Below are 17,501 nucleotides of genomic sequence, written 5' to 3' on the forward strand. Positions count from 1 at the left end.
ATCACCGGGGGTGCCTCAGGAGCCGGGCAGCTCCACGCCCTCCCAGCGGGTGCCGACGCCGCGCAGCACCGCGCGCCGTCCCTCGCCCTCCTCGGCGGTGGCCGGGCGCTCGAGCTCCACCACCAGGCGGTCGGCCGCCAGCTGCTCCACCAGGCCCGTGCCCCACTCGACCACGGTGACCGACTCCTCCAGGGAGGCGTCCAGGTCGAGGTCGTCGACCTCCTCGGCGGACCCCAGGCGGTAGGCGTCGACGTGCACGAGCGCCGGCCCGCCCACCAGCGAGGGGTGGACGCGCGACAGCACGAACGTCGGCGAGGTCACGGGGCCGCGCACCCCGAGGCCGTCGCCCAGGCCCTGGGTCAGGGTCGTCTTGCCGGCCCCGAGGTCGCCCACGAGCACCACGAGGTCGCCGGGGCGCAGCAGGGCGGCCAGGGCGCGCCCCAGGTCGTGCATGGCCTCCGCCGTCGGCACCGCGAGGGCGCTCGTCCCCACCTGCTGGCTCACCGGCGGTCCTCCTGCTCGTCGTGGTGGTCGTGCTGCTGCTCGGGCTGGTCGGGCTGCTCGGGCTGGTCGGGGTCGGGCGGGACGCCCGCGGTGCCGGTGTAGCGCCGGGGCAGCCGCCCGGAGACGCGGGCCACCACCTCGTAGCCGATGGTGCCGGCGGCGTGCGCCCAGTCGTCGGCGGTGGGGCCGCCGAGGGCGCCGTCGCCGAAGAGCTCGACCAGGTCGCCGGGCTGCGCGCGGTCGGCCCCCGGCAGCCCGCCCAGGTCGACCACGAACTGGTCCATGCACACCCGGCCGGCGACGGTGGTGCGCCCGCCGGCCACCGCGACCGGACCGGCCCCGCTGGCGGCGCGCGGCACGCCGTCGGCGTACCCCAGCGGCACCAGGCCGAGGCGCGTGGCGGTCGGGGTCGTGTAGGTGTGCCCGTAGGAGACGCCCTGCCCGGCCTCCACGTCCTTGACGAGCGCGAGGCGGGTCCGCAGGGCCATGGCGGGGCGCAGCCCGAGCTGGGCGGACGTGCCGACGGCCGTGCCAGGGGAGAGGCCGTAGAGCACGATGCCGGGACGCACCAGGTCGAGGTGGGTGGCCGGGTCGGTGAGGACGGCGGCGGAGTTGGCCAGGTGGCGCAGCGCGAACCGCGCCCCGAGCCCCTCCGCCACCTCGACGGCGCGGGCGAGGGCGAGCCGCTGGCGCTCGACCGAGGGGTCTCCGGGGACGTCCGCGCAGGCCAGGTGCGACCACGCGGCCACCAGCTCCAGGTGGCCCTCGGCCCGGGCGTCGAGCGCTGAGCGCACGACACCGGGCCAGTCCTCGGCGGTGGCTCCGCCGCGGGCCATGCCGGTGTCGACCTCGAGGTGCACCCGCGCGCGGGTCCCGGCGCGGCGGGCGGCCGCGGCCAGCTCCCCGACCCCGCCGGCCGACGACGCCGAGAGGTCGACGCCCGCGGCGACGGCCGCGTCGAGGTCCTGCCCCGGGGCCCACAGCCACGCCAGCACGCGCTCCTGCACCCCGCCGGCGCGCAGGGCCAGCGCCTCGCCGAGCTGGGCGACCCCCAGCCACGTGGCGCCCCCCGCGAGCGCGGCGCGCGCGGCGGGCAGCAGGCCGTGCCCGTAGGCGTCGGCCTTGACCACGGCCATCACCGCCGCCGGTGCGACGCGCGCGGCGATCGCGGCGGTGTTGGCGGCGATCGCGTCGAGGTCGACGACGAGCTCGCCGGTCCAGCGGGGGTCCCACCGCGCGGCGTCGTCGGGCAGGTCGGTCACGGCCACTCCCCCGTGGTCAGCAGGTGCGCGACGACGCCGGGCACGGCCCGGGAGACCGCCTCGGCGTGCAGCGGGCCCCCGGCGCTCGCCGCGACGGCGGCCCGGCCGTGGACGGCGGTGGCGAGCGACCCGGCGTCGAGCGGGTCCAGGCCGGCGGCGAGCAGCACGCCCGCCACCCCTGCGAGCACGTCACCGGCTCCGGCGGTGCCCAGCCAGCCCGGGCCGTCGGTCTGGGCGCGCACCCTCGGGCGTCCGCCCCGCCCGCTCGCCCCGGGGGCGCCGGGCGGCTCGACGACGAGCGTGGTGGAGCCCTTGAGCAGCACGGTGGCACCGGTCGCCTCCGCGGCGGTGCGGGCGTGGGCGAGGGGGCGGGCCTGCACCGCGGACCGCTCGACCGGAGAGGTGTCGAGGTCGGTCAGGAGGCGGGCCAGCTCGCCGGCGTGCGGGGTGAGCAGCACCGGGCTGCGGGCCGGGTCGAGCGGCCCGTGCTCGCGGACCCGGGCCACCAGCGCCGGCAGCGCGCCGGCGTCGAGCAGGCACGGCACGCCGTCGTCGACCGCCGCGCGCAGCACCTCGGCGACGGCGGGGGCCTGCGCGTCGTCGTCGGGGTCGACGCCGGAGCCGGCTGCCCAGGCCTGCACGCGACCGGCCCCGGGCACCACCTCGGGCAGGTGCTGGCGCACCAGCTCCGTGGGCCGCGGCGGCCCGGAGTAGCGGACCATCCCCGCGCCGGAGCGCACGGCGGCGCCGGTGCACAGGAGCGCCGCTCCGGTGTAGGTGTCACCGCCGGCGACGACGCCCAGGACGCCGCGGGAGTACTTGTCGTCGCCCGGGCCGGGCACCGGCCACAGCGCGGCGGCCTGCGCGGCATCGAGCTCGCTGACGGCGGGCTCGCCCAGCGCGCGGGGGTCGAGGCCGATGTCCACGACCACGAGGCGCCCCGCGGTGGCGCCGGCGGCGGGCGGGAGCAGCAGCGCCGGCTTGGCCGAGCCGAGGGCGACCGTGAGGTCGGCGTGGACGCACGGCCCGTCGGGCAGCTCCCCGGTCTCGGGGTCGACGCCGCTGGGCAGGTCGACGGAGACGACGAGCGCGCCCGAGGGCACCGCGGCGACCAGCGCGGCGGCCCGCTGGTCCAGACCGGGACGGGCCCCGACGCCGAGGAGGCCGTCGACGACGACGTCGGCGCCTTCCAGCGCGCGGCGGGCGGCGTCCGCGTCGTCGGGGGCGACCACCCGGCCGCCGGCCGCGAGGAGGGCGGCCAGGCCGCCGGCGTGCACCCGGTCCGAGGAGCGCAGGGCGGTGGTGCTCGCACCGCGCGCGGCCAGCCGCGCCCCGGCGTGCAGGGCGTCGCCGCCGTTGCTGCCGGGGCCGACGAGCAGCACCACCCGTGCGCCGTAGACGCCCCGCGCGGCACCGGCGCCGCCCCGGCGCAGCTCGCCGGCGACGACGGCCGCGACGCCCGCGGCCGCGCGCGTCATCAGGCGGTCGCTGCCCGCGGCCAGCTCGGGGTCGGCGGCGTGCTCGGCGCGGCGCACGGCCGCGACGTCGTGGGCGTCGGTCACGAGCCGCCAGCCTGCCCCAGGGCCTCGGCGACCACGACCGCGGAGGCCACCCCCGCGTCGTGCGTGAGGGACACGTGCCAGGAGGTGACCCCCAGCGCCTCGGCGGCGGCCGCGACCGAGCCGGTGACCCGCAGCACGGGGCGCCCCCCCGGCCCGCGGAGCACCTCGGCGTCGTGCCAGGCCAGGCCCGCGGGGGCCCCGAGGGCCTTGGCGACGGCCTCCTTGGCCGCGAACCTGGCGGCCAGGGACTCCAGCGGCAGGTCGCGCTCCGCGGCGGTGAACAGCCTCGTCCGCAGCGCCGGGGTGCGCTCCAGGGTGCGCCCGAACCTCTCGACACCGACCACGTCGATGCCCAGCCCCACGATCACCGGCCGATCATCCCAGGGTCCTCGGCGCGCTCACTCGACGGTGACGGACTTGGCCAGGTTGCGGGGCTGGTCGACGTCCAGGCCCTTGGCGCTGGCCACCTCCATGGCGAACACCTGCAGCGGCACCACGGTGACCAGCGGCGCCATGAGGGTCGGCACCCGCGGCACGCGGATGACGAGGTCGGCCGAGCCCAGCACCGCGTCGTCGCCGTCCTCGGCGATGACGATGGTGCGCGCGCCGCGGGCGCGCACCTCCTGGGCGTTGGAGACGACCTTCGCGTGCAGCGAGTCGCGGCTGTCGGGCGAGGGCACGATGACGAACACCGGCTGCCCCTCCTCGACCAGCGCGATCGGGCCGTGCTTGAGCTCGCCAGCGGCGAAGCCCTCCGCGTGCAGGTAGGCCAGCTCCTTGAGCTTCAGGGCCCCCTCGAGCGCCACCGGGAAGCCCACGTGGCGGCCCAGGAAGAGCACCGACTTCGCGTCCACCAGCTCGCGGGCGAGCTCCCGGACCTCCTCGGTGCGGTCGAGCACGGTCTGCACGGCCTCCGGCATCGCGTGCAGCTGGCGCAGCACCGTGCGGACCTCGTCGGCGAACATGTTGCCGCGCAGCTGCGCGAGGAACAGGCCCAGCAGGTAGCAGGCCGTGATCTGCGCGAGGAACGCCTTGGTGGAGGCGACGGCCACCTCGGGCCCGGCGTGCGTGTAGAGGGCGGCGTCGGCCTCGCGCGGGATGGTCGAGCCCTGCGTGTTGCAGATGGCGAGCACCTTGGCGCCCTGCTCGCGCGCGTGGCGCACGGCCATGACGACGTCCATCGACTCCCCCGACTGGGAGATGGCGACGACGAGCGTCCGCTCGGTGAGCACCGGGTCGCGGTAGCGGAACTCGCTGGCGAGCTCGACCTCCACCGGGATGCGGCACCAGTGCTCGACGGCGTACTTGGCGACGTGGCCGGCGTAGGCGGAGGTGCCGCACGCGATGACGATGATCTTGTCGGTGCGGCGCAGGACGGCGGTGTCCATGCGCAGCTCGTCGAGGACCAGGGCGCCGCTGGCGTCGGTGCGGCCGAGGAGCGTGTCGGCCACGGCCTTCGGCTGCTCGTGGATCTCCTTGTCCATGTACCAGTCGTAGCCGCCCTTCTCGGCGGCGGCGGCGTCCCAGTCGACGGAGAAGGCCCGCGGGGTGACGGGCGCGCCGTCGAAGGTGGTCACGACGACGTCGTCGGCCGTGATGCGCACGACCTGGTCCTGGCCGAGCTCCAGGGCGGAGCGGGTGCGCCCGATGAAGGCGGCCACGTCGGACCCGAGGTAGTTGGCCCCCTCGCCCAGGCCCACCACGAGCGGGGAGTTGCGTCGGGCGCCGACGACGACGCCGGGGGCGTCGACGTGGACGGCCAGCAGCGTGAAGGCGCCCTCCAGCTCGCGGCACACCCGGCGCATCGCCTCGGCGAGGGCCTCGCCCGCGTCCGCCGGGCCGCCGTCCGCCCCGACCTCCGCCAGGGCCGCGGCGGCCGCGCGCCCCAGGAGGTGGGCGGTGACCTCGGTGTCGGTCTGGGAGGCGAACTCGACGCCCTCGGCCTGGAGGTCGGCCTTGAGGGTGGCGTAGTTCTCGATGATGCCGTTGTGGATGACGGCCAGGCGGCCGTCGGCGCTGGTGTGCGGGTGGGCGTTGGCGTCCGTGGGACCGCCGTGGGTGGCCCAGCGCGTGTGGCCGATCGCGGTGGACGACGCGGGCAGCGGCTCGGCGTCCAGCGCCTCGACCAGGCGCGCCAGGCGCCCGGCGCGCTTGGTGGTGCTCAGGGAGCGCTCCGAGCCGTCCTCGCCGCCGGTGACCAGCGCGACGCCCGCGCTGTCGTACCCGCGGTACTCCAGGCGCCGCAGGCCCTCGAGGACCGCGGCGAGCGCCTCGCCGCCGGAGTCGGGGCCCGCCCCGCCCTCCAGCACGCTGCTCCGACCGGTGGACGCAGGACCCGCGTAGCCCACGATGCCGCACATGCCCCCGAGGCTACGGGGCGCCCGGACGGCATGATGACGCTCCGTGGAACCAGCGACGACGCGCACCGGCGCCCTGGCCGCCGTGGCGCGGGCGGGCGGCTCCCCCTTCGTCGACCTGGACCGCAGCGCCTGGAGCCGCCTGCGGGCCTCCACCCCGATGGTGCTCGACGCCGCTGACCTGGAGCGCGTGCGCGGCCTCGGCGAGCGGATCGACCTGCGCGAGGTCGAGGAGGTGTACCTCCCGCTGTCGCGCCTGCTCAACCTGTACGCCGCGGGGGTGCAGCGCATGCACGCCGTGACCTCGACCTTCCTCGACGGGGGCCTGCAGGACGGCCGGGGCCCGGCGCCGCGCACGCCGTTCGTCATCGGGGTCGCCGGCTCGGTGGCCGTGGGCAAGTCCACGGCCGCGCGCCTGCTGCGAGAGCTGCTCTCGCACTGGCCCGACACCCCCGGGTGGAGCTGGTCACCACCGACGGGTTCCTGCTGCCCAACGCCGAGCTGGAGCGCCGCGGGCTGCTCGGCCGCAAGGGGTTCCCGGAGTCCTACGACCGGCGGGCGCTGCTGCGCTTCGTCACGGCCGTGAAGTCGGGGGCCCCGGAGGTGCGGGCGCCGCTGTACTCCCACCTCGTCTACGACATCGTCCCGGGCGCCGAGGTGGTGGTGCGCCAGCCCGACGTCCTCATCGTCGAGGGGCTGAACGTGCTGCAGCCGGCGCGGCCGCGGCACGACGGTCGCACGGGCCTGGCCGTGAGCGACTTCTTCGACGTCTCGCTCTACGTCGACGCCCGCACCGAGGACGTCGCGGGCTGGTACGAGGAGCGCTTCCTGCGCCTGCGGGAGACGGCGTTCGCCCGGCCCGAGTCGTACTTCCGCCGCTACGCGGACCTCAGCGACGACCAGGCCCGCTCGCGCGCCCGGCAGATCTGGCAGGAGATCAACGAGCCGAACCTGCGGGAGAACGTGCTGCCCACCCGGGGCCGCGCCACGATCGTGCTGCGCAAGGCCGCCGACCACTCGGTCACGCGGGTGCGGCTGCGCAAGCTCTGAGCAGGCGCCGGCCGTCCGCCCGCGGGGCCGGGCCTGCGACCGGGGTCAGAGCGCGAGGCGGGCGGAGACGACGCCGGCCAGGCGGGCCGCGACGGCCTCGGCCTGTGCGACCTCGCCGGCCTCGACCATGACGCGCACGAGGGGCTCCGTGCCCGAGGGGCGCAGGAGCACCCGTCCGGTGGTGCCGAGCTCGGCCTCCGCGGCGGCCACCGCCTCGGCGACCCCGGCGTCGGAGGAGGCGCGCGACCTGTCGACGCCCTTGACGTTGACGAGCACCTGCGGCAGCCGCTGGACCACGCCGACGACGTCGGCCAGGGGCCGGCCCAGCTCGGCGACGCGCGCCAGCAGGTGCAGCGCCGTCAGGACGCCGTCGCCGGTGGTCTGGTGGTCGAGCATCACCACGTGGCCGGACTGCTCCCCGCCGAGGGAGTAGCCGCCCTCGCGCATGGCCTCGAGCACGTAGCGGTCGCCCACGCCGGTCTGCAGCACCTGCACGCCGCGGGACCGCATGGCGAGCAGGAGGCCCAGGTTGCTCATCACCGTGGCCACGAGGGTGTCGCCGTGGAGCTGGCCGCGGTCGGCGAGCGCCAGCGCCAGCGCGCCCATGATCTGGTCGCCGTCGACCACGGCGCCGGCCGCGTCGACGGCGAGGCAGCGGTCCGCGTCGCCGTCGAAGGCGATGCCGGCGTCCGCGCCCTCGGCGAGCACGGCGGCCTGCAGGGGCTCCAGGTGGGTGGACCCGACACCGTCGTTGGTGTTGAGCCCGTCGGGGCTGGCCCCGATGACGACGACCTCGGCGCCCGCGCGGCGCAGCGCCTCCGGACCGACCGACCAGGCGGCGCCGTGGGCGCAGTCGACGACGACCTTCAGCCCCTCCAGGCGGTGCGGCAGCGTCGAGAGCAGGTGCTCGACGTAGCGGCCCCCGGCACCGGCGTCGGCGGTGACCCGCCCGACGCCGGCGCCCGTGGGGCGCGCCCACGTCTCGCGCAGGCGCCCCTCGATGGCGTCCTCCACCTCGTCGGGCAGCTTGTGGCCGCCCCGGGCGAAGAACTTGATGCCGTTGTCCGGCACCGGGTTGTGAGACGCCGAGAGCACCACCCCGAGGTCGGCGCCGGTGGCGGCGACCAGGTGGGCGATGCCCGGCGTCGGCAGGACGCCCACGTCCACGACGTCGACCCCTGCGCTGGCGAGGCCGGCCACGACGGCTGCGGAGAGGAACTCCCCGGAGGCCCGGGGGTCCCGCCCCACGACGGCGCGAGGCCGGTGCCCGGAGAAGGCACCGGCGTCGGCCAGGACGTGGGCCGCCGCGACCGAGAGGTCGAGAGCGAGCTCTGCAGTGACGTCGACGTTCGCGAGTCCGCGGACGCCGTCCGTTCCGAAGTACCGACCCATGTCAGCTCGTGGTCCAGCCCGGGCTGCGCTGCCGCAGCCCGGAGAGCCGGATCAGCGCTTGCTGTACTGGGGAGCCTTGCGGGCCTTCTTGAGGCCGGCCTTCTTGCGCTCCTTGATCCGCGCGTCGCGGGTCAAGAAGCCGGCCTTCTTCAGCAGGGCGCGGTTGGCCTCGAGGTCGATGCCGTTGAGCGCCCGGGCGATGCCGAGGCGCAGCGCGCCGGCCTGGCCCGAGGAGCCGCCGCCGTCGATGCGGGCGATGACGTCGAAGCGGCCCTCGACCTCGGTGACCCGGAACGGCTCGTTCACCATCTGCTGGTGGACCTTGTTCGGGAAGTACGCGTCGAGCGTGCGGCCGTTGATCGTCCACTGGCCGGAGCCGGGGACGAGGCGCACGCGGGCCACGGCCTCCTTGCGGCGGCCGGTGGCCCCGCCCGGAGCGGTGATGCTCGAGCCGCCGCCGGCGATGCCGGGGGTCGTCGTCGAGTAGGAGCTGAACTCGTCGTCGAAGCCCTCGGTGGAGTCGGCGTCGACGCCCTCCACGAGGTCGGTGTCGTCCGTGTTGACGGTGTCGGTGCTCAACGGAGGTCCTCCTGCGCCCTTACTGGGCGACCTGGTTCAGGGTGTAGGGCGTGGGCTGCTGCGCGGAGTGCGGGTGCTCCGGGCCGGCGTAGACCTTGAGCTTGCCGATGGCCTGGCGGCCCAGCGCGTTGCGCGGGATCATGCCGCGGATCGCGCGCTCGACGGCGCGCTCCGGGTCACGGGCCAGCAGGTCGGTGTAGCGCTCCGACTTCAGACCGCCCGGGTAGCCCGAGTGGCGGTAGACGCGCTTCTGCTCGGACTTGCTGCCCGTCAGCACGACCTTGTCGGCGTTGATGATGATCACGAAGTCGCCCGTGTCGACGTGCGGCGCGAAGACCGGCTTGTGCTTGCCGCGCAGCAGGTTCGCGGTCTGGCTCGCCAGACGTCCCAGGACGACGTCCGAGGCGTCGATGACGTGCCAGGCGCGCTGGACCTCGCCGGGCTTGGGGGTGTACGTGCGCACGCTCGGACCTTCGCTCGTTCGACAGTGGTTCGCCAGGGTGGATCGGTGGTGCTCGCTGGTTCAGCGGTGTGCGGCTCACCTGGCCGCGCCGGAGGCGTTGTCACCCTCCACGGCGCAGACGGAGCGCACGACGTCCAGCACAGTACTCGGCGGCGGTGGGCCGGGTCAAAACGCCTCCCCGGCACCCCGCCGCCGCTCCCCGCGCCCCGGGCGCCCCGCGGGCGTCGCGGGGTCGGCCCAGGTCCGTTCAGGCCCGCGCGGCGGGGTCCTCGACGTCCGGCACCACGTGCACCGCGGCCTCCTCGGCGGAGGCGGCGCCCCCGTCCACCCCGGCGTCGCTCGCCACGGCGCTCTTCTCGCGGTCCTCGCCGGCTCCCTGGTCGGGCTCGACGAGGCGGCCCGCGCGCGCGTCGCCGACCTCGTCGTCGAGCAGCTCCCCCTCGGCGCCGCCGCCGGCCGGCTGGTCGGCGGGCAGCTCGAGGTCGTCGGCGTCGCCCGCACCCTCCTCGCCGGCAGCGGCGGCGGGTGCGTCCTCGCCGTAGGCCACCGACGCGGCGGGGTCCGGCTCCTCCTCCCGGAGGCGCTCGTCGAGCGGCTCGCCGGCGAGCTCCTCGTCGGCGGTGAGGCCGTAGCGGCCGACCCTCACCTCGCGCTCGTTCGGGGAGTGCCCCTCGTCGAGCAGGGCGCTGGCGTAGGCGTCGTCCTGGGAGTCGGCGAGGGCGGTGACGGGGTCCTGGTCGGGCGTGGTGCCGGGGGTGCTCATGCTCCCGAGGCTGCCACGGCGGGCCTCACGCGTCGCGCTGGAGATCGGCCGCGGGGACCCGCCGCGCGCGCGCCTCGACGACCCGCTGCGCGAGGTGGGCGTCGTCGGGGTAGTCGACCCGCTCGAGCACCAGCCCGTGGGCCGGGGCGACCGCCGCTCCCCCGTCGCGGACGCCGCGGGCGAGCACCTCGGCGGGCCAGGCGACGGGACGCCGACCGGCGCCCACGGCGAGGGCCGCCCCCACCAGGGCCCGCACCATGGAGTGGCAGAAGGCGTCAGCGGAGACCTCCGCCACGAGCAGCCCGGCCTCCCCGGCCGGGGCGTCGTCGGCGACGCGCCCCCAGCGGTACCGCAGGAGCGTCCTGGTGGTCGTGGCGCCCTCGCGGGGGCGGCAGTAGGCGGAGAAGTCGTGCAGCCCCTCCAGGGCCCTGCTGGCGGCGTCCATGGCCTCGACGTCGAGGCGGTCCCGGCCTCCGCCGGCGTGCCCGGCGGCCACGACGTCGTGGCGGCGCAGCGGCGACGGCCCTCCCGGGGCGTCGCTCACCCGGTAGGCGTAGTGGCGCCGCAGCGCCGCGAAGCGGGCGTCGAAGCCCGCCGGCGCCTCCGCCGCGCGGGACACGACGACGTCGCGCTCGAGGACCCCGGCGAGGCGGGCCACGGCCGCGACCCCGGGGCTGCGCGCCGACCGCCCGGGCAGCGCCTCCCAGGCGCCGCGGGGGACGTCGACGTGGACGACCTGCCCGCGGGCGTGGACACCGGCGTCGGTGCGGCCGGCGACCACCGTCGTGGGGGGCTCCGGCAGCCTCAGCACCCGCGCGAGGGCCGCCTCCAGCTCGCCCTGGACCGTCCTCAGGCCGGGCTGGCGGGCCCACCCCGCGAACCCGCCGCCGTCGTACCCCAGGTCGAGCCTGACCCGGACCGCCGCCTCCTGCACGGGTCGACCCTGCCACGAGCCCCCGGACGCGCAGGACCCCCGCACCCGGGGTCGGGTGCGGGGGTCCTGGTGCGCTGCGGTCAGGCCTTGGGGGCCTCGTCGGCCTTCGCGGCGTCGTCGCCCTCGGCGGGCGCCGAGCCCGCCGCGTCGTCGACCTCGGCCTGCTGGTCGGTGACCGCCGTGGTCTCGCCGGCGGGCGCCGAGGGCGCCGCCTGCGTCGTCGCCTCGTCGGAAGACTCGGCCTGGTCCGCGGGGGCGGCGGCCGGGGCGTCGGTGTTGCCGCGCGCGGCGCGGCCGGTGGCGGCCTCCGCCTCGCGGACGGTGGCGGCGCGGGCGGTCAGCGGCTCCATGACGAGCTCGATGACGGCCATGGGGGCCTTGTCGCCCTTGCGCAGCCCGATCTTCGTGATGCGGGTGTAGCCACCCGGGCGCTCGGCCATGGCCGGGCCGATCTCGGTGAAGAGCGCGTGCACGACGCCCTTGTCCTTCACCGTCGACAGCACGCGACGACGGGCGGCGAGGTCACCGCGCTTCGCGAAGGTCACCAGGCGCTCGGCCAGGGGGCGCAGGCGCTTGGCCTTGGCCTCCGTGGTCGTGATGCTGCGGTGCTCGAACAGCTGGGTGGCCAGGCCGGCGAGCAGCAGGCGCTCGTGCGCCGGGCCGCTGCCGAGCCGCGGACCCTTGGTGGGGGTGGGCATCTCTTCTCCAGTGCTTCAGTCGTGCTGTCGGTCGTCGCGTGGTGGTGCTGGGCTCGAGCGCCCGGCCCGGCGGGCCGGGCGCTCGAGCCCGGTGCTCAGTACTGCTCGGTCTCGGCGAACGCGGAGTCGTCGTCCGCACCGTAGCTGTCGACGGCCAGGCCGGGGTCGAACCCGGGCGGGCTGTCCTTCAGCTGCAGGCCCATGCCGGTCAGCTTGACCTTGACCTCGTCGATGGACTTCGCGCCGAAGTTGCGGATGTCCATCAGGTCGGCCTCGCTGCGGGCGGTGAGCTCGCCCACGGTGTGGATGCCCTCGCGCTTGAGGCAGTTGTAGGAGCGGACCGTGAGCTCCAGCTCCTCGATCGGCAGCGCCAGGTCGGCCGCCAGGGCGGCGTCCGACGGCGACGGGCCGATGTCGATGCCCTCGGCCTCGACGTTGAGCTCGCGGGCCAGCCCGAAGAGCTCCATCAGCGTCTTGCCGGCGCTGGCCATCGCGTCGCGGGGACGCGTGGACGGCTTCGACTCGACGTCGACGACGAGGCGGTCGAAGTCGGTGCGCTGCTCGACGCGCGTCGCCTCGACCTTGTAGGTGACCTTGAGGACCGGCGAGTAGATCGAGTCGACCGGGATGCGGCCGATCTCGGCGTCGAGGTCCTTGTTCTGCGCCGCGGAGACGTAGCCGCGGCCGCGCTCGACGGTCAGCTCGACCTCGAGGCGGGCGGTCTCGTCCAGCGTCGCCAGCACCAGGTCGGGGTTGTGCACCTCGACGCCGGCGGGCGGGGCGATGTCAGCGGCCGTGACCGTGCCGGGGCCCTGCTTGCGCAGGTACATCACGACGGGCTCGTCGTGCTCGCTCGAGACGACGAGGGCCTTGATGCCCACGATGAGCTCGGTCACGTCCTCCTTGACGCCCGGCACCGTGCTGAACTCGTGGAGCACGCCGTCGATGCGGATGCTCGTCACGGCGGCGCCCGGGATGGACGACAGCAGCGTGCGGCGCAGGGAGTTGCCGAGCGTGTACCCGAAGCCGGGCTCCAGGGGCTCGATGACGAAGCGCGAGCGGTGCTCGGAGATCGGCTCCTCGAGGAGCGTGGGGCGCTGTGCGATGAGCACGGGTGCCTGCCTTCCTGCCGGGGTCCGCCATATGACCCCCGGATCGAGATCGCCCCGGGCGGCGAGGTCTGCCGCGCGGGGGTGGTGCTGGTGGAGCTGGTCGACCCCCGGGGCGCGTGGCCCCGGGGGTCGTCAGCGGGTCAGACGCGGCGGCGCTTCGGGGGGCGCGTGCCGTTGTGGGGCGCGGGGGTGACGTCGGAGATCTGCCCGACCTCCAGGCCGGTGGCCTGCAGGGAGCGGATCGCGGTCTCGCGGCCCGAGCCCGGGCCCTTCACGAAGACGTCGACCTTGCGCATGCCGTGCTCCTGGGCGCGGCGGGCAGCGGCCTCGGCGGCCATCTGCGCGGCGAAGGGCGTCGACTTGCGCGAGCCCTTGAAGCCGACCTGGCCGGCGGAGGCCCAGGAGATGACGGCACCGGACGGGTCCGTGATGGACACGATGGTGTTGTTGAAGGTGCTCTTGATGTGCGCCTGGCCGACGGCGACGTTCTTCCGCTCCTTGCGGCGAGGACGACGGGCGGCGCCGGCGGAGGCGCGACGGGCGGTGGGGGGCATGGCTCTTCTCCTGGGTGCGAGGGTCTCGTGTGCGGCTGGCCGGCGTGGCCGTGGGGCGGCTGCGCGCTGCCGGGCGGGTGGCCCGGGCGCTCAGCCGCGCGTCACTTGCGCCCGGCCTTCTTCTTGCCGGCGACCGTGCGCTTCGGGCCCTTGCGGGTGCGCGCGTTGGTCTTGGTGCGCTGGCCGCGCACGGGCAGGCCGCGGCGGTGCCGCAGGCCCTCGTAGGAGCCGATCTCCACCTTGCGGCGGATGTCGGCGGCGACCTCGCGGCGCAGGTCGCCCTCGACCCGGAAGTTCGCCTCGATGTACTCGCGGAGCTTGACCTGCTCGGGCTCGCCGAGGTCGCGCACGCGGGTGTCACCGCTGATGCCGGTGGCCGCGAGCACCTCGTGCGCGCGGGTCCGGCCGATGCCGAAGATGTAGGTGAGCGCCACCTCGAGCCGCTTCTCGCGGGGGAGGTCGACGCCGACGATGCGTGCCACTGCTGTCCTGTCCGTCATCCGGGGGTGTGGAGCAGGTCCTGTCCGCCGTGGTGGCGGTCCCCGGCCTCCGGACCGGGGGTGTCGTCCTGCGGCGCGCCCGGGGGCGGCGCAGGGCGGGGCCTGCTGTTCGGTGCTGCGCGCTCCTGTCGGAGCGGGTGGAGCTGTGGAGCGGGTGGAGCTGCGATCAGCCCTGGCGCTGCTTGTGGCGCAGGTTGTCGCAGATCACCATGACGCGACCGTGCCGGCGGATCACCTTGCACTTGTCGCAGATCTGCTTGACGCTCGGCTTGACCTTCATGATCGTCCTGTCGTGCGGCTGGCGGCTGGGGGCTGCGAGCGAGCGGTCACTTGTAGCGGTAGACGATGCGACCCCGCGAGAGGTCGTAGGGGCTCAGCTCCACGACCACCCGGTCCTCCGGGAGGATGCGGATGTAGTGCTGCCGCATCTTCCCCGAGATGTGAGCGAGCACCTTGTGGCCGTTCGAGAGCTCGACGCGGAACATGGCGTTCGGCAGCGCCTCGACCACCGCGCCCTCGATCTCGATGACGCCGTCCTTCTTGGGCATGTCCTCCGCTCACCGACCGGAGGCGCAGCGTCGCTGCGCTCCCGGCCCTTGCAACTGATCGTCGTCGACCGGCCGTGGGGGCCGGACGGGCCCTCGTCACCGGCCCGTCAGGGGCTGGAGCACGAGAGCGACCCTGCATGTTAAGCCACGCCGACCGCCCCGACGAAATCGGTCCTCCGAGCGGCCCCGGCGGGTGTGGGATCAGGCCCTCGGGGCTGCCCCCGGTCAGGCCAGGGGCCGGACCTCGACGCCGTGGGCGGCGAGGTCGGCCGCGCCGCCGTCGGGCGCGGTCAGCACCCAGACGCCGCCCTCCACGAGGGCGACCGTGTGCTCCCAGTGGGCCGCGGTGGAGCCGTCGTCGGTCACGACGGTCCAGCCGTCGTCGAGGACCTCGGTCTCGTCGCCGCCCCGCGCGAGCATCGGCTCGACCGCCACGCACAGCCCGGGGCGCAGCTTGGGGCCCCGTGAGCGGCTGCGGTGGTTGAGCACCTCGGGGGCCTGGTGCATCGCGGTGCCGATCCCGTGGCCGACGTAGCCCTCGACGATGGCGAGCGGGGGCCGGCCCTGCGCCGCGCGGAGCTCGACGAGGTCCTGGACCGCGTCACCCACGACGCCCAGGCGGCCGCCCTCGGCGGCCCCGCGGGCGAGGGCGGCGATGCCGGCCCACAGCGCGTCCCGCGTGGTGCTCACGAGCTCGACGTCGGCCGGGTCGTGCGCCGCGGCGTCACCGACCAGGACGGTCACCGCGGAGTCGCCGTGCCACCCGTCGACGACGGCGCCGAAGTCGACCGACAGCACGTCACCCGCGACGAGCGCGCGCGGGCCGGGGATGCCGTGGACCACCTCGGCGCCGACGGAGGCGCACAGCACCTTGGGGTACCCGTGGTACCCCAGGAACGACGACGTCGCTCCCGCGGACCGCAGCACCTCGGCGGCCACCGCGTCCAGGTCGTCGGTCGTCGCGCCGGGCCGGGCGGCCTCGGTGACGGCGGCGAGCGCGTCGGCCACCACGAGGCCGGCCCGCCGCATGGCCAGGACCTGCTCGGGGGTCTTGTACTCGATGCGCTCCCTGCCCAGCACCGCTGCGCCCTCAGGCCCCGCTGGCGGCGCTGGCGCCGTCGCCGGGCTCCACGAGGGACGCCAGGGCGGCGAGGGCGCGCTGCTGCACCTCGGCGACCGGGCCGACGCCGTCGACGCTCACCAGCAGGCCGCGCGAGCCGTACGCGGCGGCCAGCGGCGCGGTCTGCTCGGCGTACACCTCCAGCCGGCGGCGCACGACCTCCTCGGTGTCGTCGCTGCGGCCCTGCTCGGCGGCGCGCTTGAGGAGCCGCTCGACCACGACGTCGGTGTCGGCGGTGATCTCCAGCACGCCGTCCAGGTGCGTCCCGGCGGAGGCGAGCGCCTCGTCCAGGGTGCGCACCTGCGCCGTGGTGCGCGGGTACCCGTCGAGGAGGAAGCCGCGCGCGGCGTCGTCCTCGGCGAGGCGGCCGGCCACCATGCGGTTGGTGACCTCGTCGGGGACGTACTCCCCCGCGTCCATGTAGCGCTTGGCCTCGACGCCCAGCTCGGTGCCCCCGGCGACGTTCGCGCGGAAGATGTCGCCCGTCGAGATCGCCGGCACGCCGAGGTGCTCGGCGAGCAGGGCGGCCTGCGTGCCCTTCCCGGCCCCGGGAGGGCCGAGGAGGACGACGCGGGCCGGGCGGGCGGTGCTGGTGCTGCCGGTGCTGTTGGTCAACGGAGGAACCCCTCGTAGTGGCGCTGCTGGAGCTGGGACTCGATCTGCTTCACCGTCTCGAGGCCGACGCCCACGACGATGAGGATGGACGTGCCACCGAAGGGGAAGTTCTGGTTGGCGCCGACGGCGACCAGGGCGAGCAGCGGGATCAGCGCCACCAGCCCGAGGTAGATCGCGCCGGGGAGGGTGATGCGCGTGAGGACGTGGTCGAGGTACTCGGCCGTGGGCCGGCCGGCGCGCACGCCGGGGATGAAGCCGCCGACGCGCTTGATGTTGTCGGCGACCTCGTCGGGGTTGAACGTGATCGCGACGTAGAAGTACGTGAAGAACACGATGAGCAGGACGTACGCGACGATGTAGGCGGGGTGGTCGCCGCGGGTGAAGGTGTCGCGGACGAAGACGACCCAGCTCGAGGTCGGGTCGCCGAACTGCGCCACGAGCCCCGGCAGGTACAGCAGCGACGAGGCGAAGATGACCGGGATGACGCCGGCCATGTTGACCTTCATCGGGATGTAGGTGCTGGTGCCGCCGTACATGCGGCGCCCCACCATGCGCTTGGCGTACTGCACCGGGATGCGGCGCTGGGACTGCTCGACGAAGACGACGGCGGCGACGATGACCAGCCCGACGGCGATGACGAGCGCCATGGTGCCCCAGCCGCGCTCGCGCCCGATGGCCAGGACGGAGGTCGGGAAGGTGGCGGCGACCGAGGTGAAGATGAGCAGCGACATGCCGTTGCCGACACCGCGCTCGGTGACCATCTCGCCCATCCACATGACCAGGCCGGTGCCCGCGGTCATCGTGAGGACCATCAGCAGGATCACGAGGATCGAGTCGTCCGGGATGACCTCGCTGCACGCGGCGGGGGGCGCCGGCGCCGGAGCCGAAGAGGTTGCCGGAGCGGGCGACCGCCACGTAGGTGGTCGACTGCAGCACCGCGAGGGCGATGGTCAGGTAGCGCGTGTACTGGGTGAGCTTGGCCGTGCCGGCCTGGCCCTCCTTGTGCAGCTCCTCGAACTTGGGGATCACGACGCGGAGCAGCTGGACGATGATGCTCGCGGTGATGTACGGCATGATCCCGAGCGCGAAGACGCTCAGCTGCAGGAGCGCACCGCCGCTGAAGAGGTTGACCAGGCCCAGGAGGTCGCTGGTCGTGTCGATGCCCGCGATGCACTGCTGCACGTTGGTGTAGCTGACGCCCGGCGCCGGCACGAAGGACCCGAGGCGGAACACCGCCATGATCGCCAGCGTGAAGACGATCTTGCGTCGCAGGTCGGGCGTCTTGAACGCCCGCACGAACGCACCTAGCACGAGTCCTCCTGGTGTGTCTGCGCCGCCTCCCGTCCGGGATCAGGACGGGGGCGCTGTCGCTGCTCGCTCCTGACGGCCTGCGCCGGAGCTCCCCGCGCGCCCTGGTGGCGACGTCCGCGAGGCTACCCGGGCGCGGGGGCGCCCGGGGCCGCTACCGCTGCCCCGGCCGACGCCCGC

At 75.5% G+C, this 17,501-nt stretch carries 18 protein-coding genes and 2 pseudogenes; 1 reads left to right on the forward strand and 19 read right to left on the reverse strand.

All coding sequences use genetic code 11. From position 1 onward, the window contains the following. Positions 1-15 precede the first annotated feature (15 nt). Genes tsaE through glmS form a run of 5 tightly spaced genes read right to left on the reverse strand, consistent with a single transcriptional unit; the run spans position 16 to position 5,688 of the window. Positions 16-504, reverse strand: coding sequence for a tRNA (adenosine(37)-N6)-threonylcarbamoyltransferase complex ATPase subunit type 1 TsaE (gene tsaE, locus F1641_RS07960; protein ID WP_309225471.1), 489 nt, complete (start codon positions 502-504; stop codon positions 16-18). Further along, positions 501-1,766: an alanine racemase gene (gene alr, locus F1641_RS07965; RefSeq protein WP_219729513.1), complete on the reverse strand. Its 1,266-nt coding sequence runs from the start codon at positions 1,764-1,766 to the stop codon at positions 501-503. Before alr ends, tsaE begins: the two co-directional genes overlap by 4 nt. Beyond that, the gene (locus F1641_RS07970) at positions 1,763-3,328 is read right to left on the reverse strand and encodes a bifunctional ADP-dependent NAD(P)H-hydrate dehydratase/NAD(P)H-hydrate epimerase (RefSeq protein WP_206690765.1); all 1,566 of its coding nucleotides are present in this window, start codon (positions 3,326-3,328) and stop codon (positions 1,763-1,765) included. Before F1641_RS07970 ends, alr begins: the two co-directional genes overlap by 4 nt. Beyond that, complete coding sequence (locus F1641_RS07975; protein ID WP_194904252.1) at positions 3,325-3,696, reverse strand: holo-ACP synthase; 372 nt, start codon at positions 3,694-3,696, stop codon at positions 3,325-3,327. The genes F1641_RS07970 and F1641_RS07975 overlap by 4 nt, the downstream gene beginning before the upstream one ends. Before the next feature lie 30 nt (positions 3,697-3,726). Continuing rightward, complete coding sequence (gene glmS / locus F1641_RS07980; protein WP_194904254.1) at positions 3,727-5,688, reverse strand: glutamine--fructose-6-phosphate transaminase (isomerizing); 1,962 nt, start codon at positions 5,686-5,688, stop codon at positions 3,727-3,729. A 157-nt stretch (positions 5,689-5,845) separates the two neighbouring features. Between glmS and coaA the strand changes: the two are divergent. After that, positions 5,846-6,735: pseudogene (coaA, locus tag F1641_RS23775) on the forward strand (type I pantothenate kinase). A gap of 45 nt (positions 6,736-6,780) precedes the next feature. Here the strand turns inward: coaA and glmM are convergent. The 14 genes and pseudogenes from glmM to secY form a co-directional block, all read right to left on the reverse strand. Beyond that, positions 6,781-8,127 carry a phosphoglucosamine mutase gene (gene glmM / locus F1641_RS07990; protein ID WP_194904255.1) on the reverse strand — a complete coding sequence of 449 codons (1,347 nt, stop codon included), beginning with the start codon at positions 8,125-8,127 and terminating at the stop codon, positions 6,781-6,783. Positions 8,128-8,178: 51 nt separating this feature from the next. After that, on the reverse strand, positions 8,179-8,667 hold the full coding sequence (gene rpsI, locus F1641_RS07995) for a 30S ribosomal protein S9 (protein ID WP_375541475.1): 489 nt from the start codon (positions 8,665-8,667) through the stop codon (positions 8,179-8,181). A 58-nt stretch (positions 8,668-8,725) separates the two neighbouring features. After that, entirely contained in the window at positions 8,726-9,169 is a 444-nt protein-coding gene (gene rplM, locus F1641_RS08000; RefSeq protein WP_194904259.1) for a 50S ribosomal protein L13, read from the reverse strand. Between the two features lie 247 nt (positions 9,170-9,416). Further along, positions 9,417-9,932 carry a DUF5709 domain-containing protein gene (locus F1641_RS08005; protein ID WP_194904261.1) on the reverse strand — a complete coding sequence of 172 codons (516 nt, stop codon included), beginning with the start codon at positions 9,930-9,932 and terminating at the stop codon, positions 9,417-9,419. A gap of 25 nt (positions 9,933-9,957) precedes the next feature. Then, entirely contained in the window at positions 9,958-10,866 is a 909-nt protein-coding gene (locus F1641_RS08010; RefSeq protein ID WP_194904263.1) for a tRNA pseudouridine(38-40) synthase TruA, read from the reverse strand. A gap of 80 nt (positions 10,867-10,946) precedes the next feature. After that, positions 10,947-11,564: a 50S ribosomal protein L17 gene (gene rplQ / locus F1641_RS08015; RefSeq protein ID WP_194904265.1), complete on the reverse strand. Its 618-nt coding sequence runs from the start codon at positions 11,562-11,564 to the stop codon at positions 10,947-10,949. 95 nt (positions 11,565-11,659) lie between these two features. After that, positions 11,660-12,676: a DNA-directed RNA polymerase subunit alpha gene (locus tag F1641_RS08020; RefSeq protein ID WP_194904267.1), complete on the reverse strand. Its 1,017-nt coding sequence runs from the start codon at positions 12,674-12,676 to the stop codon at positions 11,660-11,662. A 140-nt stretch (positions 12,677-12,816) separates the two neighbouring features. Next, a complete protein-coding gene (gene rpsK / locus F1641_RS08025) occupies positions 12,817-13,230 on the reverse strand; it encodes a 30S ribosomal protein S11 (RefSeq protein ID WP_194904269.1) in 414 nt (137 codons plus the stop codon). Positions 13,231-13,331: 101 nt separating this feature from the next. Continuing rightward, a complete protein-coding gene (gene rpsM, locus F1641_RS08030) occupies positions 13,332-13,712 on the reverse strand; it encodes a 30S ribosomal protein S13 (RefSeq protein WP_194904270.1) in 381 nt (126 codons plus the stop codon). Between the two features lie 184 nt (positions 13,713-13,896). Continuing rightward, positions 13,897-14,010: a 50S ribosomal protein L36 gene (gene rpmJ, locus F1641_RS08035; protein WP_194904272.1), complete on the reverse strand. Its 114-nt coding sequence runs from the start codon at positions 14,008-14,010 to the stop codon at positions 13,897-13,899. Positions 14,011-14,056: 46 nt separating this feature from the next. Beyond that, positions 14,057-14,278 (reverse strand): translation initiation factor IF-1, encoded by a 222-nt coding sequence (gene infA, locus F1641_RS08040; protein WP_109773068.1) that lies wholly within the window; start codon positions 14,276-14,278, stop codon positions 14,057-14,059. A 225-nt stretch (positions 14,279-14,503) separates the two neighbouring features. Further along, entirely contained in the window at positions 14,504-15,358 is an 855-nt protein-coding gene (gene map, locus F1641_RS08045) for a type I methionyl aminopeptidase (protein ID WP_194904275.1), read from the reverse strand. Between the two features lie 10 nt (positions 15,359-15,368). Further along, a complete protein-coding gene (locus F1641_RS08050) occupies positions 15,369-16,013 on the reverse strand; it encodes an adenylate kinase (RefSeq protein WP_194904276.1) in 645 nt (214 codons plus the stop codon). Further along, positions 16,010-17,324: pseudogene (gene secY, locus F1641_RS23780) on the reverse strand (preprotein translocase subunit SecY). The gene F1641_RS08050 and the pseudogene secY overlap by 4 nt, the downstream one beginning before the upstream one ends. Between the last annotated feature and the right edge of the window lie 177 nt (positions 17,325-17,501).

The organism is Quadrisphaera sp. INWT6 (assembly GCF_015390235.1).
GTDB lineage: Bacteria > Actinomycetota > Actinomycetes > Actinomycetales > Quadrisphaeraceae > Quadrisphaera.

Excerpts from the sequence above, each read along its gene's own strand:
- glmS (WP_194904254.1), bottom strand. The coding sequence starts at position 5,688 with ATGTGCGGCATCGTGGGCTACGCGGGTCCTGCGTCCACCGGTCGGAGC.
- glmM (WP_194904255.1), bottom strand. The coding sequence starts at position 8,127 with ATGGGTCGGTACTTCGGAACGGACGGCGTCCGCGGACTCGCGAACGTC.
- F1641_RS08005 (WP_194904261.1), bottom strand. The coding sequence starts at position 9,932 with ATGAGCACCCCCGGCACCACGCCCGACCAGGACCCCGTCACCGCCCTC.
- rplQ (WP_194904265.1), bottom strand. The coding sequence starts at position 11,564 with ATGCCCACCCCCACCAAGGGTCCGCGGCTCGGCAGCGGCCCGGCGCAC.
- rpsK (WP_194904269.1), bottom strand. The coding sequence starts at position 13,230 with ATGCCCCCCACCGCCCGTCGCGCCTCCGCCGGCGCCGCCCGTCGTCCT.
- rpmJ (WP_194904272.1), bottom strand. The coding sequence starts at position 14,010 with ATGAAGGTCAAGCCGAGCGTCAAGCAGATCTGCGACAAGTGCAAGGTG.
- infA (WP_109773068.1), bottom strand. The coding sequence starts at position 14,278 with ATGCCCAAGAAGGACGGCGTCATCGAGATCGAGGGCGCGGTGGTCGAG.